The sequence below is a fragment of the Hydrogenovibrio sp. genome (genome assembly GCF_965140365.1).
In the GTDB taxonomy this organism is placed as follows: Bacteria; Pseudomonadota; Gammaproteobacteria; order Thiomicrospirales; family Thiomicrospiraceae; genus Hydrogenovibrio.
This window is the reverse complement of the sequence record NZ_OZ223196.1, coordinates 1,287,692-1,306,751: the sequence shown is the minus strand read 5'-3', so window position 1 is coordinate 1,306,751 and position 19,060 is coordinate 1,287,692. Positions and strand designations below refer to the sequence as shown.

Below are 19,060 nucleotides of genomic sequence, written 5' to 3'. Positions count from 1 at the left end.
TGTTTTATGACTATTTCTTATGCTTTTTACGTACAATTTGAGTACGGTTATTCAATACTTTTTAATATAAATCCATTGACTATAATGTTATAAATGTTATAATTAAATTGTTATAAACGTTATCAAGGTTTTTTGATGAAATTAAATTGGCAACCCAAGGCGCTTAAACAGTTAAGAAAGTTTAAAGATAAAGCGGTTATTACGCGGGTTACAAATTCAGTTCAAAAGTTAATCGGATTTCCTGATGTTCCGAATGTAAAAGCCTTGTCGTCACATGAATATCAATATCGTTTGCGAGTTGGCGATTACAGGGTGTTTTTTAATGTTGATGACGTCATTGAAATTATTTCTATTGAAGAAGTTAAAAAGCGGGATGAACGTACTTATTAACGTTTCATCTCATTGAGTAACAAGATTAGATTTAGTAACAGTAAAAAGGATACTTAGTATTCTTTAGGAGTAAGAAAGATGGACTATACAGTGGTTTCACAAAACGGGAAGCCAGCTTTCGCTGTTGTTCCTTATGATGACTTTATGAGTCTTTTAGAGCATGGAAAACGTGTTCCTTTAGAAAACGGTTTGATCCCACATGAAATTGTTGAACGTCATTTGTTGAATGATGTTTCTTTGGTTAAATGTTGGCGTGAACATATTGGCTTAACTCAAATAGAGTTAGCAGATAAGGCTGGTTTAAAACAATCTTCTTTGGCTCGTATTGAATCCGGCCAGAGTAAACCTAGAAAAACTACGTTAGAGAAATTAGCGGAAGCTATGAATTTGACGTTAGAACAATTGGAAGAAGAATAATCACTTTTTCATAAATCCATGAAAGCGTTAATTTGGCGTTAGGCCGCCATAATAGGGCTTTTACATGGATTTTTTAATAAATATTTAATTTAACATAATATACATTATGCGAACATGGAAAAGAAAAGTGCGGGCGGCTTATCATCGTGTTTATTCCGCATTATGTCGTATTTTTGGCACTCATCGGCATGGTTCTAACGTTGCTTTGGGCTTTTAACAAAGCACCGGAGCAATTATGTTTCGTAACGAATACTTAGATAAGTTAGCACTCAACACATACCCTGATTACCTGAAAGAACTCCGCCAATACGCCGGACTGTCACGCGAAGAACTCGCGGACATTACCGGCATTTCTGCAAGCACCATCCGCCGCCACGAATCCCACTGGCGGCACTACCGAACACCGCCTAAACACTATGAAATGCTGTTGCGATTTTTGTGCGGTGATTTGTCGCATTTTGGCCAGGCCTGGGCGAATTGCCGAATACACCCATCCGACAAAAAAATGATTAACCCTTACACGCCGCATACAAGAATGGAACCCGCCGACATGAACGCTCAATACTCACGAATTTGGAACGACGCACAACAAAAAATCCGCGAATTTGAAAAGCAAATTGCGGCATTGGAAGCCCATAACAAGGCGCTGGCCGCTGATAATGAACTGTTATCCGTGCAACTGGAACGGCTCAAGAATGATAACGAGCGCCTTCAATTGCACAAGAATAGCGTTAAATCTGGTAAAGTTGTTCCGCTTTTTAAGCAAAATTAACTATAAAAATAAGGATTAGCAATGCACAACATTAGAATTTTCTTTGCCCTGTTGACTGTTTCATTTTTGACCGCCTGTGGCGGCGGCGGTGGTGGCGGTAGTGATTCCCCCGCCGTTGATTCCAAAACCGTGACCTTAACCGGCTCTTGGAATACGGTGGCGACGAATACGGTTTGCACCGGATTAACGGCTTCTTACACGGCGGATTTCCAAACGGTGAACGGTACGACCATTTCACAGGTGCAACGGTATGGCGGCGGCGGCGCGGCGTTGATTGATTTGGATACGTGTACGCTGATTTCGTTTGCCGGTGATTACATTGATTTGTCTTCTTTGGCGCTCCCGCTGGACGTTACTGCAAGCGAGTTTTCGGCTTTCGCCAAGTTTGGCACGGCTGGTTATTATGGCCTCGACCCGTCTGAAATAACGGTGACCGTGGATGTGTTTACCGATGATAAATTACAGTACACGGCATACGGCGCGAACATATCGGAAACGTTGACGCTGACCAGATAACAAAAAAGCCCCTTTTCGGGGCTTTTCTTTTTGCGGTCGGCGCGTCACGTTTTTAAATCGCGTCTTTAAACCTTGCGACCGCAAACATAATAGCAAACACTATTGCTAACCATACCAGAAATGGGATTTCGTAAATCCAATCAAACATTATTTTCTCGCTATCAGAAACACCGTTACCCATATCATACACCCGAATAAAATTAAATTTAACGCCTTTTGCTCCTGTTCTGGCTTTTCAGCCAGACCATAAGCCAGTGAACCGCCGACTATGACACCCACGGCAGCGTTTCTAAAATCCGTTTGAACACTCATTTTTTAAGCCTAACCCCTGCATAAGCGAACACGGCCAGAGCGATAAAAATCAAAACCCCGATTGTCTCTAGTGACAATGAGATTTTGACCTCGACCGGCTTCAAATCGACCGTGTTATTGGTTGTGACTGTATCTGGAATCATCGTTTTTTCTTACAAAGACAATACCAGATACCAAACAAGGCAATCATCACGGCGACAAACTTAGACCACTCCGAAACACCTTCCCAATCACGGCGCGTCATCATTTTTTACGGCCTTTCTTTGCCTTGATGATGCGCCCGCCTTTTCCGTAGCGGTAGCCTTTTTTTAGTCGCCCGCTCGACTTCAATGCTTCTTTTTTTGTTGCCATGCCTTACCCCTTATTGATGTGATTGTCGTGTGATTCCACGATTACTTTCAACTTGACCAACTCAAGTTTTAACGCTTGAATGGTCAAATACTGCCGCCAGATAATGAACAGCATCGCGCCGCCCGGCACCGTTACGCCGTACTCTGCTAACTGGCGAATAATTTCTAGTTCCGCCATTAATCATCCCATTCGACCATTTCGGATACCGAATCACTGACGGCATTGGCGACCGGCGCGGTGACGGTTGGCGGTAGGCCAACATATACACCACCAGCCGAAATGACGCCAAACAGAATCCAGCCTAACCACGTTTTCGATTTTTTCTTTTCGCTACTCATAGAACCCCCCATAGGTTTGAATACCCATCCTCTGTTTCATTCTTGGCTACCGGTGGCGCAATAATGTTTCGATTCCGCATCCACGATGTAATGGCGATGACGAAAACGCCAATCACCACGCCTTTTAAAATTTCCTGACCAACTGACTGAGCGTTCACGCGACCGCCTTCATGCCTTCGGAAATACCGCGCGCAATGTCGTAATCTGCAATCGTTCGCCCGTTTTCGTGGTAGATGATTGCTTCGACAATATCGCGCAAATACGGTTCCAGCGCTGGCAATTGTTCGTCCGGGTTTACCCCGGCCTTGGCCGCGACGTGATTCACGTATGAATCGGTGGCGTTTTCACTTGGCGGGGCGTATCGGTTGATAATGCCGCGCACTGTTTTAATGCCGTGGCGGTAATAGTAGTTTGACACTAGGATGGTCAAGGCTCGCACGCCGTTTTCCATCTTGTCGAACTTCTCAAACGCGCCGTCGTTTCCGACTTTGCCGACCCAAGCGCTCCCGCTCATTCGGATATTGCCCGGATTGTTGTTTCTAATCCCGCGTGGTAATCGCATTTTATATACTCCCCAACCGATCAACGCGGCCACCGCGACCGCGATTAAAATTTTTACTTCTTTCGTCACACCAGACCGGCGCGCTCTGCCCTCAGTTGCGCCGCCTCCGTGTCCAATTCACTCAACTTGTCCGTGTCTGCCGTTTTTTGCGTTGCGTTTTGAATGGCTCGCAGTGGCCGCACGCTTTCTAAGTCGATTTCCACAAGACGTTTATCAATCTCAAAAACTCGTTTTTCGTTGCTTAACTTTTCGATTTCTTCTGGTGACATTGGCACAAATGGCTGGTATTCTCCGGAATCTATTAGCGCCTTGATTTCTTCAAAACGTTCATCAGAATCAATTTGCGCTTTCCCCAAGTACAACGAGTCTCCGCCCTCATAAGTGACTTTAAAAAACTCATTTCCCTCGCTCAAAGACTGAATATTCATTCGACCCTCATCCACATTGCGTATCCAGAATTACTATCAGGGTTTGCAGACAGTTTCTCTAAACACATCCATTTCCCCTCCGGGATTTCCATGTATCCGCCTGATGCATCGTTTGTGTATAGCACAACCATTGCAGTCGGTGACCCCATAGCGGCTAAAACCTCATCCCCTTGATATACATCAACCGGAATATCAAGATAATTATGGAACGCCATACGGCGAACCGCACCAATCCCAAAGCCACTGATTTGACCGCCCAGCATCTCGTTAATGATTGGATTCAAATTAACAGAACTTGACACAGAACCCGCGCCCTTATAAATACTCAAGTACCCCGTATCCTGCCTAAATCTCAAAGGCGACGATGCCGCAAGTGCTTGAATTGAGTTCGTTCGCACGTATTTAGATGGGCCAACCCCGCCCAGCTTATCCGAATCCGCCGCCTTTCCGCCATTAGCAAGCTTTGTATCCAATGCGGCTTGCAAACCCGACACATCATTGATTTGGTGGCCGTGGCCGGTGTTGCTTTTTTGATTTAACGCGTTCTGCAAACCCGACACATCATTGATTTGGTGGCCGTGGCCGGTGTTGCTTTTCTGATTTAACGCGGTTCCCACCGCGCCTAAAATGGCTTCATCTTGAGCCGATTGCATATCGTTAATGGCGTCTTTGTCATAGTAATTCACCAAATTTGCACCGTTTTGCAACGACGCAATTAACGCGAGTGGGTTTGCTCCTGAAACTGGCATTTAGACCCCCATGACTTCCATCAAATACACTTCATCCCCGGCGACTTCCGCAAAAATTTGGATGTCTGCCGTAATCTTTCCGGAATAGGCTTCCCCCATCCCAAGCGGAATGCCACGCCCGGCGGCGTCTCCGCCAATCCAGATATTCCCGGAATTGGCTAAGGCCGCTTTAATCTCAATTAACTTGCGGTTACTGTTACCAGCAATCGTTTTTACCTGCGGCGTACATTCGATTTTGTCCAAACCGATCACCTGGCCGGAAGTATCTTCCACGACCTTATCCGCGATACTCACCGCCGGAAGTTCAGACACTACAACCGCCGGAAGTTCAGACACTACAACCTTTCCTTCTACATTCTGCGTATCTGGAAAATTATTTACTCCAACTTGAGAACCATCCCGAATCAGGATATCCGCATCATCGGCAATCTGAACCGTTCCAACGTCAATCGACGAACCCGGCGCAATACTTACTTGCGAACCCGGCGCGATGGTTACGGAATCCTGTTCCTTAATCTCAAATGCTGACGTCTGCAATTCAACTTCCAGAACTTCCGTTTTCCGGTTAATCAACTGCGCCCGGCGCGGTTCCATCAAGTCAATACGCTGTTTATTTCGCAGTTCAAAAGCTGGCTTTCCAGCCACTTCGATTTCAAACACATCACTTGCGTAAATGACAAGTAGGAAACGGTGTTCAAGTTCAACTTGCTTACGTCCGCCCGGCTCAATAATAAACTTCATTTTTTACCCCGCATCATCAAAACGATTAATACCACCGCAACCAGCGAGACCACGACATATAACAGGGTTTTTTGCGCCCCGCTTTGCTCAGACGTCGCTCCGGCTTTCAAGTTTTCGGCCAGGCTTTTCACAGTATTGATAACACCGCTCGTTGTGGCCGCCAAAGTATTCACTTGACTGTCTGCAAAGCCCATCATCGCCGCACTGTTTTTATTCACCGACTCCAATGAATTATCAGCAAACTCATAAGCCAATTCGGTCGTGTAGGCGTTATGCTCTAAAGCATTCTCCGTGACACCAGCCGCGGACTCAATTGCGCCACTTGCAAAACCAAGCGTGTTTTCGTTTAACTCGCTCGTTACGTCAATGACTTTATCGACGCTGTCAAATGCCAACTCTGTCGAGTAAGCATTTTGCTCCATTGCGTCTTCCGTGACACCAACCGCCGAATCAAATACATCACTAGCAAAACCAAGCGACTCACTATTTAATTCTGTCGTGACATCAACAACGTTGTCGACCGAATCAAACAAATCTCCGGTCGACCCTTCAAACGTGTTTAAAACGTCTTCACCAAAGCCTAAAACGTCTTCACCGAACCCGAAAGCCGACTCGATTGCTCCGCCATCCAACACGTTATATGCATAACTACTGCCACCACCGGTTGCACCGGAACCAGCACGACCACTCGGCGGATTGACCCCCATTTGAACGACCGTTCCGCCATTTTGTAAATTGACCGAACTGTCATTAATGACGTCACCGGCTGAACTACTCGATGAACTACTCATTTACCAACCTTTTGCTATAAACCACTTCTTGAACTTCAAAATTATTTAACAGCTTATGAAGCCCTTTGTGTTGCGTGTGAAAACGAATGGTTTCATGCCCGTTATCTGCCGCCCATTTCTCAATAACCGGCGCGGCTTTCCTTAACCCCTTTCCCTCGATGCAACAAATCACAAGCTCCGCATAACCGTCTTTTTGCTCACGACGCATAATTGACCACAAATCAATACCCTCGCCGTCACTAATGTGAATAGCTTGCGCACGGCCATTTTCACATTGCGTTTTCAAAATACGCCCGTCCCCTCTAAGCGAATTTTTAAGCAATGAAAAAAGTGCGTCATCCCATTTATGCAGAACAAAATTAATCATTTTTTCGAGAAAAACAAAAAGAACACAAACGCAATAACAGCCAATACAGCGAATACCATCATCGTATTATTTGAAATACCGTTGTCGCCAAACTTGGCTCCAAACTGAATATTAGTATCGCCTTTACTGGCACCCGAACTCGCGCTCGAACTCGCGCTCACAGAATAGCCGCCACCGGCGGCCCCTGCCGCTCCCATCATTTGATAATCCCCATTTTCTTAGCCGCTGACCAAGCCAGCACGACCAGCACTAAAATAAATAACCATTTTAGCCAGCCGCCCGCCGTCCAGTTGCCGACCGCCCAGCCGGTGCCAAACACACCCAATGCGGCCGGAATCAATAACAACGGCATATCACTTGCTCCGAATAATCAGAACAAAAATTAAAAGCAGAACCAGCACACCGCCGCCAATCAACCCCCATTTGAGCATTGAATTATCGGCTTGCTGAACAACTACTTGCGTCGAACCGTCCGGATTAGTGCCTTTTACCGGTTCTTGAACCGGTGTTACTGCCGATTCAACCGACCCGGCCGGTTTTTCAGTGTTCTTTTCGACAAACACCCCGGCCACGTCGTAAATGTCTTCCCAAAGAGACATATAACCCCCTTACGCCGATTTCAGAGCGTTCAAAGGACTCATTCGCGGATTGTCGACATATTCCAAAGTGTGCATGACCACAGCCATGTCACCCGGAGTCTCCACGGTCGGCAAAATCTCAAGTTTTCGCCCGGCCGTGTCCAGCGCATCCAATAGACCGAAGTGCGTCATAATCGGCGCAAAGACAAATTGACCACCCACAGAATGCAAACCATGTCGTTCAAGTTCGCGTCTTTGCTCGATATTGGTTAGGTCGTAAACTTCCTTATCGTTGACTTTGATTCGCAATGATTCCATGCGGCCTTCATCGCGGAAGAACATACGACGAATAGACGGACCAGTAACAAACGTTTTATAGTTGTTTTCACCGGTCATACCGATTGCGATATTTTCTTGATAAATTCGTGGCAACACCTTACGAACACCACGGCTGGCCGATACGGTCATAAATCCGGACAAACCCGGAACCAAGTTATTATCGGCTTGACCTTGCGTCTGCGAACCAATGCGCACCGACAAAATCAAATTGTCAGTCGGCATGGTGACAAGGCTTGTAAATTTCTGCCCGGCGTCGGTCATCAAGGACAAATCGCGGAACGGAATACGAAGGACACCCGTTTCCGGCGGCATACCCAAATGGGTATCAATATCTTTCAGGTGTTTCCCGTCGATGGAAACGAAAGCATCACCATTTAAGATACACTCGACACGATCAACCTGGTCGATATTGATGTTTTCGAGATTCAAAACGATTTCTTCAATCGTTGAACCGACGTCCAATTGCTGTTTAAACTGGTTGTTGTAACCGCCACCAGTGAAGCCGTCTAAACGTTTTTTTGCGTCTCTCATTGCTCTCGCTCCCTGTTACCGATTAACCGATTGTGTCTTCAACAACAGACACGTTATTCGACGCCCACACAACGACCGCCGCCACTACTGAACAAATCACAATCAACGTGACCAGCTCTTTACCCTTTGGAAATTTCATTCACTTACCCCTAAGCAACTGTTAAAAAATAAAGGCCGTTCCCCGGCGCTTTTTAACAGTGAATCAAATCGTTTTCGGAAACTGTCAACCCCCTGTTTCCGGTAAAAAATTATTTTTTCCGGTAATTTTTTTCGTTCGGGCATAAAAAAACCGGGCGAACCCGGTTTTTATTGCGCAGCGCTGTCACATTAGAAGTAATTCACCCCTTTAAATGTGCCGTCACGCTCAAGCTTTAGATTTACCGCTCGATTTGAACCATGCTTAATCCCACGGAACTTAATAGCCCCGCCTGCCGCCTTTGTCGTTTTTCCTTCACGCACTAAGATACCTTTACCGGCTCGCCACACTATGAACTCATAAGGATTGGCCGGAAGCTGGGTAATATCACCGCCAATTTTTTTGACCATATACCGCTTGTCTTCATCCGTTCCGTGCTGGGTTACATACAAAAACGATGCGTTGTTAATCAAATCATTGTCAATACTTTGTCCACGCTGAGCGGTTGCGAAGATAATTGGTCCATAGGCCAACGATTGACTAACCAACCGACCCCAATCACCGGTTGCTTTTGACGAATTCAAATAGATTGACAATTCTTCCGGCACCAGCACCGCACGCGCTTGCATATTGAACACGAACGCACAGGCGCACCAGAACTGAAAATCTTGTTTGCTTCCAGACGTTGGCACAAAACAGGCCTTGCAGTTCCCTTTTTCGCCCTTAATACGCTCAACAAACGCTTTTTTGTCGGTAAATCGCTCAAAGCCCAAGAATTGATATTCGTCTTTTGGGTCAAAAACCAAAACACGCTTTTCATCTTTCACGATTTCTTTAATCGGTGTTGACTTACCAGACCGGCTCACACCGACAAAAAAACCCAAAACCCCATTTGGTCGACTCTGCATTATGCGGCCTCCTGTTCATTTTCGTATTCGTCCACTTTGTCGCGCATGGCATCCTTTGCGCGTTCCTTCAATTCTTTCTGACTGACTGCTATTTCCATCCGTGACTTGCGAATAGCACCGAACAGAATTAACGACGCTGACCCGGCGGCAATTAAATCCCCGTAGGCTTCCATAAAGTCCGTAATCGGATTATCAGGGAATCGCTTCACAATCACCACAGCCCACGACGCGCAAAAATCATCAGTGATATTTTCCGGCAAGTCTGTCACTTGCAACACGCCCAACACCATACCCAAAGAACCTTTAATCAGCGACGCTGTCAAATGCTCTTTTACGGCTCGTTCCTCTGAACTCAAGATAATTTCCGCTTCGCCACTTTCCGGCGTTTCTTCGGAAAAATTACCGGCACCAGCTTCGTCTTCTTCCGGTAATAGCCCGTATTTTTCCTCTAAGTCCGCCCATTCACTCGCCACCTTTTCCGGTGACACATCCACTGGATTCATGCTTACCCCCTGTTAAATAATCTTGAAAAGAAGCCGTCGTTTTCCGGTGCCGGTTCCGGCGGTGTTTCCGGTTTTACCGGTGTTTCTGGTTTTTCGGCCGGCGCGTCACTTTCGGCCAGGCCTGGCACATTTTGACACTCTGCCAAAAGCGCCCGCGCCTTTTCCTGATATTGCTTACCCTGCATATTCACCAGCCCGAATTTTTCCGACTTGATATAAAGCCGCGCCCCGTTCGCCGTTTCAAAAATTTGATATTTTCCTAATTCGGCATTTCTTCCCGTGCAAATTGGTTTTTTTTCAGCCATTCAAACGCCCCTCCAATTCTTCCACGCGCTTGACCAGCTCCACGATCACTTGCGTTTGTTTTTCATCCACTTCTTGCGCTTTCAACATTGCGTTATAAAGCGGTGCTAATTCTGGAATAACTTCCTGTAATTTCGGAATCATCCCGGCCAGACCAAACACCCCGGCGCTCTGTAATGTTTCGGAAACTTCCCGGACTTTTTCGGAATTTTTAACCCGCTCAAAGTCGTGTTTAATGCTGGCTTTCCCACGGTGAATTTCCGACAACAACCCGGCCAAATCCCCGGCGATTCTTTCCACCGTTACCGGTGACTGCACCGGTAAATCCGATTCTCTGTTTTCGCTATAATGCCCCATGCTTCCCCCTTACATTTTTGCGTTCAAAAATTTGACTAGTCTCAAATAACCCTGTTTGCTTTCTAGTCTCATATCTTCATTTTCAAAAAGCTTTTCTTTTCTACTGCCACGCCCCACATTTACATAAATTTCGCCATCTTCAACGAAGAACCCTTCCGGATAACAAAGTTCTTCAAATTCAGCGCAAAACTTTTTAACTACTTTTGATATTCTTATTACCTCGTTTTTTTGACCTTCCGGCGTCGGATAGATAAGCTTTTCAAACTTATACCCACCAAAATTTACAACTCTTATTTCTTGTGGAATTGGCCCCATGTTCCCCCCTAAATTTTCACCACTTAGCACATACAACGGACAGCCGCACGACATACTTGCCCCCTTACTCACTCAAAAAAATCAAGCGCATATTCGTCGAACAAATACTCTTTCGCCATTTGTTCAAGGTACCCGCCCACATAATCGTCAAACGTTCCGACCATGCCGCCGAACGCTTCATATTCCCCGGCCAAGTCGTGTACGCTTACCACGCCCTGCAACTTGACAACCACAGAATCCAATAAATCGGGCGTAACCACCCAACTCCGGTATTTTTCGGAAAGGATTTCCGGTATTTTTCGCCGCCTGACCGCATCCAAAACACTGTCATAGTCAAAACCTTTGGCGACCATGCCGGTAATTTCCGGCGCGAACTCGTACAGCCTTCGGTCAAATTCGCTTTTCGCTTCAATGAGCGGCGATTCGTCCTTAATTTCAAACGTACAGTTAGTGTAAGGACTCCAAGCTGTCGCACTCGCCTTCGGCGGCGCTCCGGCCTGCGCCGGTTCCGGCACTACTTTTTTCCACTCATGGAACCGCGTTTGATAGTCTTCCCCATGCCCCAAGAAGCGAACCCCCTTCACAACCTCTTTCCGCGAAAATGTTTCCTCCGACCGCATCAACTCTTTATCAATAACAATGTCGTATTCATCCATCATCAACACATAATTGAACCAATCGTTATTCCGGCAATACTGGCGCAACTGTTCGGCCTTTTCCGATAAAACCAACCCTTCCTTTTTAATTACTTCATCCGACAAACGGCGCATCTCTTTCCACACGCCCAACTTTGCATCCCCTCCAAATTGGAATTGGCGAATACGGTGCGTTCGCGCCCAAGTTGTCACCCGGTCGGCGTTGGCCGTCACTTCATCCGGTGCCTTGCTTTCGTCGTGGCGCTGAATGTTCTTTGAAATGTATTTAATGATGTACCCGGTCGGGTGGCCTAGATGCGGTAACATACGTTTGATTTCCAGCCGGGGTGTTCGGAAAACTACACCCTTTTTCCGGTGTTTTTCCGGCGGCACAAAGCGGATAAAACCGTCCTTATTGACCAGTTCCCGGTTATCGGTTTCCATCGCGTACACTTTGAAAGCGTTATCGACAAGCATTTGGGCTCGACCCGGTTGAACCCATACCATTAAATGCCAATGCGGTGTGCCGTCTTTGTGGGCTTCGGCCACACGAACAAAGAACCAATCGACGCCCAGCTTATTGATGTGGGAGCGCACTTTTTCCCAAACGCCCTGCAAATGCTCCCGCGCTTCCCCCGGTGTTTTGTTGTCGTAATAGTCTGATTTTTTGTGATACTTCGACGGAGCCGTCAAAGTGTAAAAGGTTGGCGTGTAATTCAACTCGTTTCCAAGGCGCTCAAGCCCGGCCACCCGCGCCATCATTTGAGCGTGTCGGTTGGCCGGGTTCGCCAGCGAGTGTTTTACAACTTCATCAAGTGAAAAACGCTCGCCATCGTCGCGTTCAATTTCCATGCCTGACAAAAACATTTGGTTCCGCTTGTCCGTCGCCACCTGTTCACGCAATGCATTTTCCGAACAGTACAACGACACAAAGCCCAAACGCCGGGCCAGTTCTTCTTTTTGTCGGCGAATTTCACGCTTGTATTTTCGGAACCACGTCGCCGGATCTGTCGCCTTGATTACAAAACTCAAAACATCCCGGTGGTATTCCTTTTGGTCTTCTGCAAAATCGGTTAGATACTTCTCCCAATCCAGCGGCGGCACCTTTACAAAGCCGTCGGCTTCCGCCAGACTGCGGATTTTTCCATACACCAACCCCAACCCCTGCAATGCGTGTAACTGTTCGGACTTCGGCGTATCTTCGGAAACATTAAAAGCGTAAGAATGCTCGTTAATGTAGTCGTAAACACGGAGGGAAAAGCGCTCACAATGACGTTGTAAAGCCGCTTCGTTTTGAGCGCGTTTTGAGCGCAATCGCTTGTAGTCATGCACGGCGCTTTTGACCTGTTTCAGCATTACGCCAAAATCCAAAAGAATGTCCATTCTTTTCGCTTGGTCACGCCCGTACAATTCCCGGAACTTATCGGCCATTTTCAAAAAACGCTGTTTGACCGAATACCGAAAATCGTGCGGCACAGAATCGCAAAACTTATCTATCAGATACTCGTTTACAATCATGTGTTGCGCTTGGTTCATTCACCACCCCGGCGACTTAGTCTTTTTCGGCAAGCGGCGGAACACGTTTTGGCTCGACCCGTCACAATTCGACCGCACATAACGCAACGTTTTTCACCTGGTCCTGTCACGGTTTTTTCCTTACCCGGAACGTCACATTTTTCTACTGCTGCACGGTCACATTTTGCCCCTGGTCCTGTCACATTTTTTTCGTTGGCCACGTCACCAATATGAATAGCCTGGCCAGTCACACGTTTAACTTCTTTTGCCAAAACACGCCCAAGAACCAACGGAACACCGTTACCCACTGCCCGCTTTTTTCCTTTAACGTTGAAACTCGGCAAATCAAAATCGGCCGGCAACCCCTGCAAGCGCACCAACTCTTTAAACGAACGGTCATCATTCGCCACGGCACACCCGTCACACCCCGGCAAAACTTCACCTCGCGGAATGTCCAAATACCGACCGGCCGGACACAAATCCAGCCGATAACCAAACTGAATATGACGAAGCCGCGTCACACCTTCATACCACCCTTGATTGATGTCGAACCGTTGCCATGAATAACCTTCAATCTTCATATCTGGTACGGTTGGCACGTTTTCCATTAGCCACCAATCTGGTTGCGTCTCTTCAATGACTCGCCTACCTTCATCCAACAAACGCAAACCTTCCGCGCGATCAGGGTTTCGGTTTAAAAGTGAAAATTCGGTACAAGGCGGCGTACAAATAACACCCTCGAATACGTCAGGCTCGGCATTAAAGTTTTCAATTCCCATGCCCCACAACAAATCAGGGCCATGCACAACGTTGTAACCCTGTTCGGTGAACGCTCGGCCAAGCAAATCAATGCCGGGAAAAACTGAAAGAATCATTTTTAACCCCGGCCAGAACGGTGAGATAAAAGCCAGTGCAAACGCGCTTTGTTTTGCTCTGGCGTTAGATGGGCTTCGGTAAGGTTTTTGAATAGGTCGCTCATTAACACTACCTAGCCTTTATGCACGTGCAAAACCATTAGAAAGATTGCTATTTCCATAACAAATTCAACTCTCATAAATCGCTACCCCACCGTAGTTTTTAATTCTTTCTTCCACCTTTCGCAATGCTGAAATATCTTCCGTAACCAAACTCATTTCAATTTCACCAAAAAACCCGGCACGAAAAGTACCTTGAAAAAACTCAAAACGCTCATCTATCCGTTTTTCCAAAGCCCAAAACATGGATAAAAGTTCTTCAATACTGAATTCCATAAGACCCCCAAAGTTAAAAAGAAGTGTTCCCAAAGCCGTTTTAAAACCCCCGACCGTCGCCGGGGTAACTTTAAGGAATATTTCCCGACCGGGAAATATTAAATCGAATGATATTTCCTAACCGGGAAATATGTCAAGTAAAAATTTCTCGGCTGGGAAATATTGATTTACCGGAAAATTACCGGAGAATAGACAAAAACTATCTTTCAACCATGAAGTAATTTTTTCAGAACACCTAACTTTAAGGAAATAACCATGGGCGACATAACAGCAAAATATTTAGAAATGGCTCGGAACGAAGTAACGAAACAACTTTCTGAAAAATCCGGGAAATTCACAAAGGCAACGGATTACAAACTTGCAAAGGTTTTAGGTATCAGCACCACCGGAATTCACTCTTATCTTAAAAGCGAACGAGAGTGCGACGACGACGATATTATTTTTGCCATTGCCTATTATGCGCAGGTCGACCCCATGCAAATCATTGGAGCATTACGCGCAAAGCGCGCAAAAAATGAAGAAGTGAAAAAGTTTTGGGCTAAAGCCGCAAAGGGCGGCGCGGCTGGGTTTGGCGCTCTGATGTTGGCGGGCGCATTGACTTTCGCACCCTCCGAATCTTACGCCGCGTCGACTGTATCGAATAGCGTCACTTCTGTAAGCGACCCTCTATACATTATGCGAACATTTATATATCAAAAAAAACCAGAGAAAAACCTCTGGTTCCTTTTTATACTGCTTATACCGCTTTATTTTGGAAATACGATGTTGTGTATTTTCGTTTTGGTTTCGGAATCCTTGATTTGGTTTCGGACATTTCCATTCTCATTATGGATTGCCAAAACGGAGATTTCGAAATAACCATTACCATTAATGTCGTCGAGATAAGTGAAATCTTTCGGTGTCCAGTTGGCATTAAAGAACGGAATTCGTTTGATTAAAGTTTTAGAGTGACTGTCTTTGATGACAACAACAGGTTTGCTTGTGGAGCCTGCAATCATCAAAACGGCCAATTCCGGATAACCATTGCCATTCATATCCGGCAAAACTTCTGTCGAGATAATGGTGTTTGCACTTTTTGCCGGCGCAGTGATTGGTCCAACATCTCCTGGTAAAGCGCTTGTATCCAACACCCATTCTTCAGCATCAAACCGCCACTTAAGGTCACACGCATTTGCTCTCCAGTCCCCAGCAATAAAACGAATATCTTTGGCATCACCATATTGACTGATTGGATAAGTGCCATCGTAGCCGTGTGAATTATGAATGGTAACTTGGTTATTATCAAAATCTACGAGCATGCCGGAGGTATTGGCACTGTGAAGAATGATTTTATTATCCACCATTTGTTCAAGCGTATCTCCCCAGGCAATCCCGGCGAAGCCACAATACTGGGAATCCACTTCAAAATAAAAAGCGCCGGTTGGCTGAATGCCTAATTCATTAAGGGTTTTACTTGCAACAGCGACCTGCTCTGTATTGGTTCTTACAGTCGAAATTTCTTTAGTGGGAATCTTGACTCGGGTGGCGTCACCCATTACATCCGAAAAGAACGTTTCAAATGTGGATGCCGCTAGTGAATAGGTTGAAAATTGTAATAAAAATACCAGTACTAACCAGTTCCTTTTTTTCATAATAACAATCCTTTTAAAAGCTAGTGTTTATGCTTATTTTTTAAGCATGAACCATTGTAAAGAATTTCAAAAGGTTTATGTTATAAGTTATTCAAATAAAAGGACTAATTCTGAATGTTACATACAAAAAACGCCCAGGCCTGGGCGTTTCTTTGGTGAGGTTGTTTTGAACGAGAAACTATTTAAAGTAATCGACGTGCTCACTCAAAACCATAATCATCGGTGCCATGGAGACAATGGCCATTAAAATCGGTACCCAGGCTCTAGGCTGGTGGTGTTTTACGCCAATTGCACCGGCCACCACGGCAATCGGCGCAGCCAACCAAGTAATTGGCGGGAAAACAAAAGCAAAGAAAACCGCGATAATCCCGGAGACCATGCCAAGCGTAGCGGCATTTCCCGGGTTGTAAGAACGGGTGTCACGCATATCGTCCGGACGTGAACTGGAGGATTCCAAGCGCCCCATAATGGTCGAAATTTCCGCTTCGGATAAATCTTTTTGCGACAACTCGAGATCGGTCATTCCCAAGGTGATTTTTTGATTACGATACAGACTTTTAACCAGTTCGTTCCAATCGGCATCATCCGGCAGTGCATCAACGATCGCATGGGCTTGTTGTTTGATAGACATCCCTGTCGCTCCTCTCATTTTTTGTATTATTGAATTGAAATTTAAAAACTGGCATGTTTTTTAAAACTCTACTCCAAGAGCATACCGTTTTAGTGAATTTTCGATTATTATATAAACATTACTGAGATACTCAACCATTAATCATTTACGGGTACAAAGGAGAGATTCTCTATGGCATTAATGCCGGGCTTACAAATTAATATTGGTCAACAACTGAAGCTGACGCCGCAATTGCAACAATCCATCAAGATTCTGCAATATTCCGCGTTGGAAGTTCAGCAAACCATTTCGACCACACTCGAAACCAATTTCATGTTGGAACTCGACGAAGACCGCCCGGAAGATGATGCTGAAGAATTTACCGATGAGGAAGAAGCTACTGAGGTGGCTGATGCCAGTGAGAATGAAATTGATATCGAAGAATCCGATACCTTATCCGAGGATTTGCAAATTGATTGTGAATGGGAAGAGGTCTACACGGATGTCTCCCCTGCTTCCAGCTCAATCAAAGCGGATAGTGACGACTATACCGCACCGGAGAACTACACCGCATCCGAAGTGACATTGAGTGAAAAACTTTACTGGCAATCTGACATCTACTCATGGACCGAAACGCAGGAACTGATTGCCTCTTACATTATTGATGACATTAACGACGAAGGTTATCTAAAAACGCCTTTGGAAGAAATTCTGGACGACATCCAAGCAAAAGAGCCCGATTTATTGATTGGCTTACCGGACATCGAAGCCGTACTGAAGGTGATTCAGCAGTTTGAACCCACTGGCGTTGGCGCACGAGACTTATCGGAATGCCTGATACTGCAACTCAAGGCTTTACATCAAAACCCCTATGTTGTGACCGCCATCAAAATTATCGAAGAAAACTTCGATCTTCTCAGCGTACGCGATTACAAACGCATTAAAAAAATCTACCTTCTAAACGATGACGAATTGGCGGAAGTCATTCAAGTTATTCAATCGCTCAGCCCAAGACCCGGGCGCGAATATTCCTCTACACAGGGGGAAATCGTTATTCCGGATTTACGACTTTATCGCACCAAAGATGGGTTTATGGTGGAGCTGAACCAGGAAGCGTTCCCGCGTTTAACCATCAACTCCGCTTACATCAACATGGCCGGAGACCTGGGGTCAAGCAGCCAGGAAGCCAAACAAATTAAAGAACAGCTGACCGAAGCGAAAGGTTTGATTAAAAGCATCCAAAGCCGCGGTGAAACCCTGCTTCGCGTTGGAAAATACATTGTCGAAAAACAGGCTCGCTTTTTTGACGAAGGAGAGCAAGCCATGCAACCGATGGTGTTGCGCGATGTAGCGGAGTCGCTGGAGCTGCATGAATCGACCATTTCTCGTGCCACCAACCAGAAGTACATGCAAACCCCACGTGGGACTTTTGAGTTGAAATACTTTTTCTCGACCGGGGTGTCACAATACGGCAGTGAAGACCAATCCGCCATTGCCATCAAATCGCACATCAAGCAGTTGATTGATGACGAAGACCCCAATAAACCGCTTAGCGATAATAAGCTGATGGCATTATTGGAAGACAAAGAAATCAATGTCGCACGGCGAACCATCGCCAAATATCGTGAAGCGCTGAACATTCCGTCATCCAGCGAACGTAAAAAACTCAATAAATTTAAATAGCCGGTGCCGCCTTGGTCGTAGCACCGCCCTTTCTTTTTCGATAGCTCAATATCAAAATAAATCGACAGGAATTTTGAACGATGATCATACCAAAGCAAGCCGTTGAACAACGCCAAGAAGCCGCACAACAGCAATGGGAAGCGCAAGCCGATTTTAAAGAGTATATGTCGGCCGTTAACCCACCCATGCCGAAAATTGATGTGGTGGACTACCCTTCCAGTCTGCATGAACAAGGCGATACACGCATCATCCCATTTGACTTGTCGAAACGTTTGGACATTCAATATCCGGCCACCAGCCCCAATTTGATGGCGAACTTTATTAAGATCAACCCGAATGACACCTTAAAAACCCAAGCTCAAGCAACTTCTCAAATGTTTTTCGTCATTCGCGGTGCCGGCAAGACGCAAATGTCTGAAGGAACCATTGAGTGGAAAGAAGGCGATTTATTCACCTTGCCTGCGGTTCCGGACGCACTGCATACCGCCACGCAGGACAGCGCGCTTTACTGGGTACACGATGGCCCGTTACTGAACTATTTAGGTGTCGCGCCACAAACCAAACGGTTTTCGCCTGTCTTGTATACCAAAGAGCGTCTCACCAAAGAACTGGAAGCCATTCGTGAAGAAGCGGCAGGCCGTAACCGCACCGGCGTCTTGCTGGCCAACCCGAACTTCCCGCAAACCATGACCTTAACCCATACGCTCTGGTCTTTGTACAATGCCCTTCCGGCCGGTGTCGTCCAAAAACCACACCGTCATAATTCCATTGCGTTGGATTATTGCGTGTCTGCCGGCCCGGATACCTACACCATGATTGCCAAGGAAATCGATGCCGACGGCAACTTGGTCAATCCGGTCAAAGCGATGTGGACGCCAGGCTCGGTTTTTGTGACCCCTCCGGGCTGGTGGCACTCGCACCACAACCATTCCGATCAGGATGCCATTGTGCTGCCGATTCAAGATGCTGGAATCATTATGAATATGCAGGTACTGGACTTCCAATACATTGCGTGACCAGCATAGAATAAAG

At 46.1% G+C, this 19,060-nt stretch carries 30 protein-coding genes; 7 read left to right on the top strand and 23 right to left on the bottom strand.

All coding sequences use genetic code 11. The features are described from left to right. Positions 1 to 135: 135 nt before the first annotated feature. The 4 genes from AC0KH7_RS06280 (at position 136) to AC0KH7_RS06265 (ending at position 2,095) form a co-directional block, all read left to right on the top strand. Positions 136 to 390, top strand: coding sequence for a type II toxin-antitoxin system RelE family toxin (locus AC0KH7_RS06280; RefSeq protein WP_472371722.1), 255 nt, complete (start codon positions 136 to 138; stop codon positions 388 to 390). Positions 391 to 468: 78 nt separating this feature from the next. Beyond that, entirely contained in the window at positions 469 to 807 is a 339-nt protein-coding gene (locus tag AC0KH7_RS06275; protein WP_472371720.1) for a helix-turn-helix domain-containing protein, read from the top strand. 235 nt (positions 808 to 1,042) lie between these two features. Further along, complete coding sequence (locus tag AC0KH7_RS06270; RefSeq protein ID WP_472371718.1) at positions 1,043 to 1,579, top strand: helix-turn-helix domain-containing protein; 537 nt, start codon at positions 1,043 to 1,045, stop codon at positions 1,577 to 1,579. Positions 1,580 to 1,600: 21 nt separating this feature from the next. Continuing rightward, complete coding sequence (locus AC0KH7_RS06265) at positions 1,601 to 2,095, top strand: hypothetical protein (protein WP_472371716.1); 495 nt, start codon at positions 1,601 to 1,603, stop codon at positions 2,093 to 2,095. A 666-nt stretch (positions 2,096 to 2,761) separates the two neighbouring features. Here the strand turns inward: AC0KH7_RS06265 and AC0KH7_RS06260 are convergent. The 21 genes from AC0KH7_RS06260 to AC0KH7_RS06160 form a co-directional block, all read right to left on the bottom strand. Then, positions 2,762 to 2,935 carry a hypothetical protein gene (locus tag AC0KH7_RS06260; protein ID WP_472371714.1) on the bottom strand — a complete coding sequence of 58 codons (174 nt, stop codon included), beginning with the start codon at positions 2,933 to 2,935 and terminating at the stop codon, positions 2,762 to 2,764. Beyond that, complete coding sequence (locus AC0KH7_RS06255; protein WP_472371712.1) at positions 2,935 to 3,096, bottom strand: hypothetical protein; 162 nt, start codon at positions 3,094 to 3,096, stop codon at positions 2,935 to 2,937. Before AC0KH7_RS06255 ends, AC0KH7_RS06260 begins: the two co-directional genes overlap by 1 nt. Continuing rightward, the gene (locus AC0KH7_RS06250; RefSeq protein ID WP_472371710.1) at positions 3,093 to 3,254 is read right to left on the bottom strand and encodes a hypothetical protein; all 162 of its coding nucleotides are present in this window, start codon (positions 3,252 to 3,254) and stop codon (positions 3,093 to 3,095) included. Before AC0KH7_RS06250 ends, AC0KH7_RS06255 begins: the two co-directional genes overlap by 4 nt. Further along, entirely contained in the window at positions 3,251 to 3,658 is a 408-nt protein-coding gene (locus tag AC0KH7_RS06245; protein WP_472371708.1) for a hypothetical protein, read from the bottom strand. Before AC0KH7_RS06245 ends, AC0KH7_RS06250 begins: the two co-directional genes overlap by 4 nt. 65 nt (positions 3,659 to 3,723) lie before the next feature. After that, entirely contained in the window at positions 3,724 to 4,086 is a 363-nt protein-coding gene (locus AC0KH7_RS06240) for a hypothetical protein (RefSeq protein ID WP_472371706.1), read from the bottom strand. Then, positions 4,083 to 4,835, bottom strand: a complete 753-nt coding sequence (locus AC0KH7_RS06235; protein WP_472371704.1) for a phage tail fiber repeat family protein — start codon at positions 4,833 to 4,835, stop codon at positions 4,083 to 4,085. Before AC0KH7_RS06235 ends, AC0KH7_RS06240 begins: the two co-directional genes overlap by 4 nt. Beyond that, positions 4,836 to 5,576 carry a hypothetical protein gene (locus tag AC0KH7_RS06230; RefSeq protein ID WP_472371702.1) on the bottom strand — a complete coding sequence of 247 codons (741 nt, stop codon included), beginning with the start codon at positions 5,574 to 5,576 and terminating at the stop codon, positions 4,836 to 4,838. Further along, positions 5,573 to 6,367, bottom strand: coding sequence for a hypothetical protein (locus AC0KH7_RS06225; protein WP_472371700.1), 795 nt, complete (start codon positions 6,365 to 6,367; stop codon positions 5,573 to 5,575). Before AC0KH7_RS06225 ends, AC0KH7_RS06230 begins: the two co-directional genes overlap by 4 nt. Further along, complete coding sequence (locus tag AC0KH7_RS06220) at positions 6,360 to 6,734, bottom strand: hypothetical protein (protein WP_472371698.1); 375 nt, start codon at positions 6,732 to 6,734, stop codon at positions 6,360 to 6,362. Before AC0KH7_RS06220 ends, AC0KH7_RS06225 begins: the two co-directional genes overlap by 8 nt. Beyond that, on the bottom strand, positions 6,731 to 6,934 hold the full coding sequence (locus tag AC0KH7_RS06215) for a hypothetical protein (RefSeq protein ID WP_472371696.1): 204 nt from the start codon (positions 6,932 to 6,934) through the stop codon (positions 6,731 to 6,733). The genes AC0KH7_RS06220 and AC0KH7_RS06215 overlap by 4 nt, the downstream gene beginning before the upstream one ends. After that, positions 6,931 to 7,086, bottom strand: a complete 156-nt coding sequence (locus AC0KH7_RS06210; protein WP_472371694.1) for a hypothetical protein — start codon at positions 7,084 to 7,086, stop codon at positions 6,931 to 6,933. The genes AC0KH7_RS06215 and AC0KH7_RS06210 overlap by 4 nt, the downstream gene beginning before the upstream one ends. Before the next feature lies 1 nt (position 7,087). After that, positions 7,088 to 7,333 (bottom strand): hypothetical protein, encoded by a 246-nt coding sequence (locus tag AC0KH7_RS06205; RefSeq protein ID WP_472371692.1) that lies wholly within the window; start codon positions 7,331 to 7,333, stop codon positions 7,088 to 7,090. Between the two features lie 9 nt (positions 7,334 to 7,342). Beyond that, positions 7,343 to 8,182: a major capsid protein P2 gene (locus tag AC0KH7_RS06200; protein ID WP_472371690.1), complete on the bottom strand. Its 840-nt coding sequence runs from the start codon at positions 8,180 to 8,182 to the stop codon at positions 7,343 to 7,345. Between the two features lie 327 nt (positions 8,183 to 8,509). Then, complete coding sequence (locus tag AC0KH7_RS06195; protein ID WP_472371688.1) at positions 8,510 to 9,226, bottom strand: hypothetical protein; 717 nt, start codon at positions 9,224 to 9,226, stop codon at positions 8,510 to 8,512. Next, positions 9,226 to 9,729, bottom strand: a complete 504-nt coding sequence (locus tag AC0KH7_RS06190; RefSeq protein ID WP_472371686.1) for a hypothetical protein — start codon at positions 9,727 to 9,729, stop codon at positions 9,226 to 9,228. The genes AC0KH7_RS06195 and AC0KH7_RS06190 overlap by 1 nt, the downstream gene beginning before the upstream one ends. Before the next feature lie 2 nt (positions 9,730 to 9,731). Further along, positions 9,732 to 10,034, bottom strand: coding sequence for a hypothetical protein (locus AC0KH7_RS06185; protein WP_472371684.1), 303 nt, complete (start codon positions 10,032 to 10,034; stop codon positions 9,732 to 9,734). Further along, positions 10,027 to 10,389 carry a hypothetical protein gene (locus tag AC0KH7_RS06180; RefSeq protein WP_472371682.1) on the bottom strand — a complete coding sequence of 121 codons (363 nt, stop codon included), beginning with the start codon at positions 10,387 to 10,389 and terminating at the stop codon, positions 10,027 to 10,029. Before AC0KH7_RS06180 ends, AC0KH7_RS06185 begins: the two co-directional genes overlap by 8 nt. Positions 10,390 to 10,398: 9 nt before the next feature. After that, the gene (locus AC0KH7_RS06175) at positions 10,399 to 10,758 is read right to left on the bottom strand and encodes a hypothetical protein (protein ID WP_472371680.1); all 360 of its coding nucleotides are present in this window, start codon (positions 10,756 to 10,758) and stop codon (positions 10,399 to 10,401) included. Between the two features lie 14 nt (positions 10,759 to 10,772). Then, a complete protein-coding gene (locus tag AC0KH7_RS06170; RefSeq protein WP_472371678.1) occupies positions 10,773 to 12,875 on the bottom strand; it encodes a replication endonuclease in 2,103 nt (700 codons plus the stop codon). After that, complete coding sequence (locus AC0KH7_RS06165; RefSeq protein WP_472371676.1) at positions 12,872 to 13,729, bottom strand: DNA cytosine methyltransferase; 858 nt, start codon at positions 13,727 to 13,729, stop codon at positions 12,872 to 12,874. Before AC0KH7_RS06165 ends, AC0KH7_RS06170 begins: the two co-directional genes overlap by 4 nt. A gap of 168 nt (positions 13,730 to 13,897) precedes the next feature. Further along, a complete protein-coding gene (locus AC0KH7_RS06160; protein ID WP_472371674.1) occupies positions 13,898 to 14,104 on the bottom strand; it encodes a hypothetical protein in 207 nt (68 codons plus the stop codon). A gap of 255 nt (positions 14,105 to 14,359) precedes the next feature. On the opposite strand from AC0KH7_RS06160, the gene AC0KH7_RS06155 reads away from it, so the two are divergent. Next, positions 14,360 to 14,962 carry a hypothetical protein gene (locus tag AC0KH7_RS06155; RefSeq protein WP_472371672.1) on the top strand — a complete coding sequence of 201 codons (603 nt, stop codon included), beginning with the start codon at positions 14,360 to 14,362 and terminating at the stop codon, positions 14,960 to 14,962. Here AC0KH7_RS06155 and AC0KH7_RS06150 read toward each other — a convergent pair. Together AC0KH7_RS06150 and AC0KH7_RS06145 are read right to left on the bottom strand one after the other, a co-directional pair. Next, the gene (locus AC0KH7_RS06150; protein ID WP_472371670.1) at positions 14,851 to 15,735 is read right to left on the bottom strand and encodes a hypothetical protein; all 885 of its coding nucleotides are present in this window, start codon (positions 15,733 to 15,735) and stop codon (positions 14,851 to 14,853) included. The genes AC0KH7_RS06155 and AC0KH7_RS06150 overlap by 112 nt on opposite strands. Before the next feature lie 178 nt (positions 15,736 to 15,913). Further along, positions 15,914 to 16,366 carry a hypothetical protein gene (locus AC0KH7_RS06145; RefSeq protein ID WP_472371668.1) on the bottom strand — a complete coding sequence of 151 codons (453 nt, stop codon included), beginning with the start codon at positions 16,364 to 16,366 and terminating at the stop codon, positions 15,914 to 15,916. A gap of 171 nt (positions 16,367 to 16,537) precedes the next feature. Here AC0KH7_RS06145 and AC0KH7_RS06140 point away from each other — a divergent pair, with 171 nt between their 5' ends. Then, the gene (locus AC0KH7_RS06140) at positions 16,538 to 18,028 is read left to right on the top strand and encodes an RNA polymerase factor sigma-54 (protein ID WP_472371666.1); all 1,491 of its coding nucleotides are present in this window, start codon (positions 16,538 to 16,540) and stop codon (positions 18,026 to 18,028) included. Positions 18,029 to 18,108: 80 nt separating this feature from the next. After that, positions 18,109 to 19,044: a hypothetical protein gene (locus AC0KH7_RS06135; RefSeq protein ID WP_472371664.1), complete on the top strand. Its 936-nt coding sequence runs from the start codon at positions 18,109 to 18,111 to the stop codon at positions 19,042 to 19,044. The last annotated feature ends 16 nt before the right edge of the window (positions 19,045 to 19,060 follow it).

What these genes read in the sequence shown, in the direction of transcription:
- AC0KH7_RS06280 (WP_472371722.1), top strand. Translation starts at nt 136, where the DNA reads ATGAAATTAAATTGGCAACCCAAGGCGCTTAAACAGTTAAGAAAGTTT.
- AC0KH7_RS06275 (WP_472371720.1), top strand. Translation starts at nt 469, where the DNA reads ATGGACTATACAGTGGTTTCACAAAACGGGAAGCCAGCTTTCGCTGTT.
- AC0KH7_RS06270 (WP_472371718.1), top strand. Translation starts at nt 1,043, where the DNA reads ATGTTTCGTAACGAATACTTAGATAAGTTAGCACTCAACACATACCCT.
- AC0KH7_RS06265 (WP_472371716.1), top strand. Translation starts at nt 1,601, where the DNA reads ATGCACAACATTAGAATTTTCTTTGCCCTGTTGACTGTTTCATTTTTG.
- AC0KH7_RS06260 (WP_472371714.1), bottom strand. Translation starts at nt 2,935, where the DNA reads ATGGCGGAACTAGAAATTATTCGCCAGTTAGCAGAGTACGGCGTAACG.
- AC0KH7_RS06255 (WP_472371712.1), bottom strand. Translation starts at nt 3,096, where the DNA reads ATGAGTAGCGAAAAGAAAAAATCGAAAACGTGGTTAGGCTGGATTCTG.
- AC0KH7_RS06245 (WP_472371708.1), bottom strand. Translation starts at nt 3,658, where the DNA reads ATGCGATTACCACGCGGGATTAGAAACAACAATCCGGGCAATATCCGA.
- AC0KH7_RS06240 (WP_472371706.1), bottom strand. Translation starts at nt 4,086, where the DNA reads ATGAATATTCAGTCTTTGAGCGAGGGAAATGAGTTTTTTAAAGTCACT.
- AC0KH7_RS06235 (WP_472371704.1), bottom strand. Translation starts at nt 4,835, where the DNA reads ATGCCAGTTTCAGGAGCAAACCCACTCGCGTTAATTGCGTCGTTGCAA.
- AC0KH7_RS06230 (WP_472371702.1), bottom strand. Translation starts at nt 5,576, where the DNA reads ATGAAGTTTATTATTGAGCCGGGCGGACGTAAGCAAGTTGAACTTGAA.
- AC0KH7_RS06225 (WP_472371700.1), bottom strand. Translation starts at nt 6,367, where the DNA reads ATGAGTAGTTCATCGAGTAGTTCAGCCGGTGACGTCATTAATGACAGT.
- AC0KH7_RS06220 (WP_472371698.1), bottom strand. Translation starts at nt 6,734, where the DNA reads ATGATTAATTTTGTTCTGCATAAATGGGATGACGCACTTTTTTCATTG.
- AC0KH7_RS06215 (WP_472371696.1), bottom strand. Translation starts at nt 6,934, where the DNA reads ATGATGGGAGCGGCAGGGGCCGCCGGTGGCGGCTATTCTGTGAGCGCG.
- AC0KH7_RS06210 (WP_472371694.1), bottom strand. Translation starts at nt 7,086, where the DNA reads ATGCCGTTGTTATTGATTCCGGCCGCATTGGGTGTGTTTGGCACCGGC.
- AC0KH7_RS06205 (WP_472371692.1), bottom strand. Translation starts at nt 7,333, where the DNA reads ATGTCTCTTTGGGAAGACATTTACGACGTGGCCGGGGTGTTTGTCGAA.
- AC0KH7_RS06200 (WP_472371690.1), bottom strand. Translation starts at nt 8,182, where the DNA reads ATGAGAGACGCAAAAAAACGTTTAGACGGCTTCACTGGTGGCGGTTAC.
- AC0KH7_RS06195 (WP_472371688.1), bottom strand. Translation starts at nt 9,226, where the DNA reads ATGCAGAGTCGACCAAATGGGGTTTTGGGTTTTTTTGTCGGTGTGAGC.
- AC0KH7_RS06190 (WP_472371686.1), bottom strand. Translation starts at nt 9,729, where the DNA reads ATGAATCCAGTGGATGTGTCACCGGAAAAGGTGGCGAGTGAATGGGCG.
- AC0KH7_RS06185 (WP_472371684.1), bottom strand. Translation starts at nt 10,034, where the DNA reads ATGGCTGAAAAAAAACCAATTTGCACGGGAAGAAATGCCGAATTAGGA.
- AC0KH7_RS06180 (WP_472371682.1), bottom strand. Translation starts at nt 10,389, where the DNA reads ATGGGGCATTATAGCGAAAACAGAGAATCGGATTTACCGGTGCAGTCA.
- AC0KH7_RS06175 (WP_472371680.1), bottom strand. Translation starts at nt 10,758, where the DNA reads ATGTCGTGCGGCTGTCCGTTGTATGTGCTAAGTGGTGAAAATTTAGGG.
- AC0KH7_RS06170 (WP_472371678.1), bottom strand. Translation starts at nt 12,875, where the DNA reads ATGAACCAAGCGCAACACATGATTGTAAACGAGTATCTGATAGATAAG.
- AC0KH7_RS06165 (WP_472371676.1), bottom strand. Translation starts at nt 13,729, where the DNA reads ATGATTCTTTCAGTTTTTCCCGGCATTGATTTGCTTGGCCGAGCGTTC.
- AC0KH7_RS06160 (WP_472371674.1), bottom strand. Translation starts at nt 14,104, where the DNA reads ATGGAATTCAGTATTGAAGAACTTTTATCCATGTTTTGGGCTTTGGAA.
- AC0KH7_RS06155 (WP_472371672.1), top strand. Translation starts at nt 14,360, where the DNA reads ATGGGCGACATAACAGCAAAATATTTAGAAATGGCTCGGAACGAAGTA.
- AC0KH7_RS06150 (WP_472371670.1), bottom strand. Translation starts at nt 15,735, where the DNA reads ATGAAAAAAAGGAACTGGTTAGTACTGGTATTTTTATTACAATTTTCA.
- AC0KH7_RS06145 (WP_472371668.1), bottom strand. Translation starts at nt 16,366, where the DNA reads ATGTCTATCAAACAACAAGCCCATGCGATCGTTGATGCACTGCCGGAT.
- AC0KH7_RS06140 (WP_472371666.1), top strand. Translation starts at nt 16,538, where the DNA reads ATGGCATTAATGCCGGGCTTACAAATTAATATTGGTCAACAACTGAAG.
- AC0KH7_RS06135 (WP_472371664.1), top strand. Translation starts at nt 18,109, where the DNA reads ATGATCATACCAAAGCAAGCCGTTGAACAACGCCAAGAAGCCGCACAA.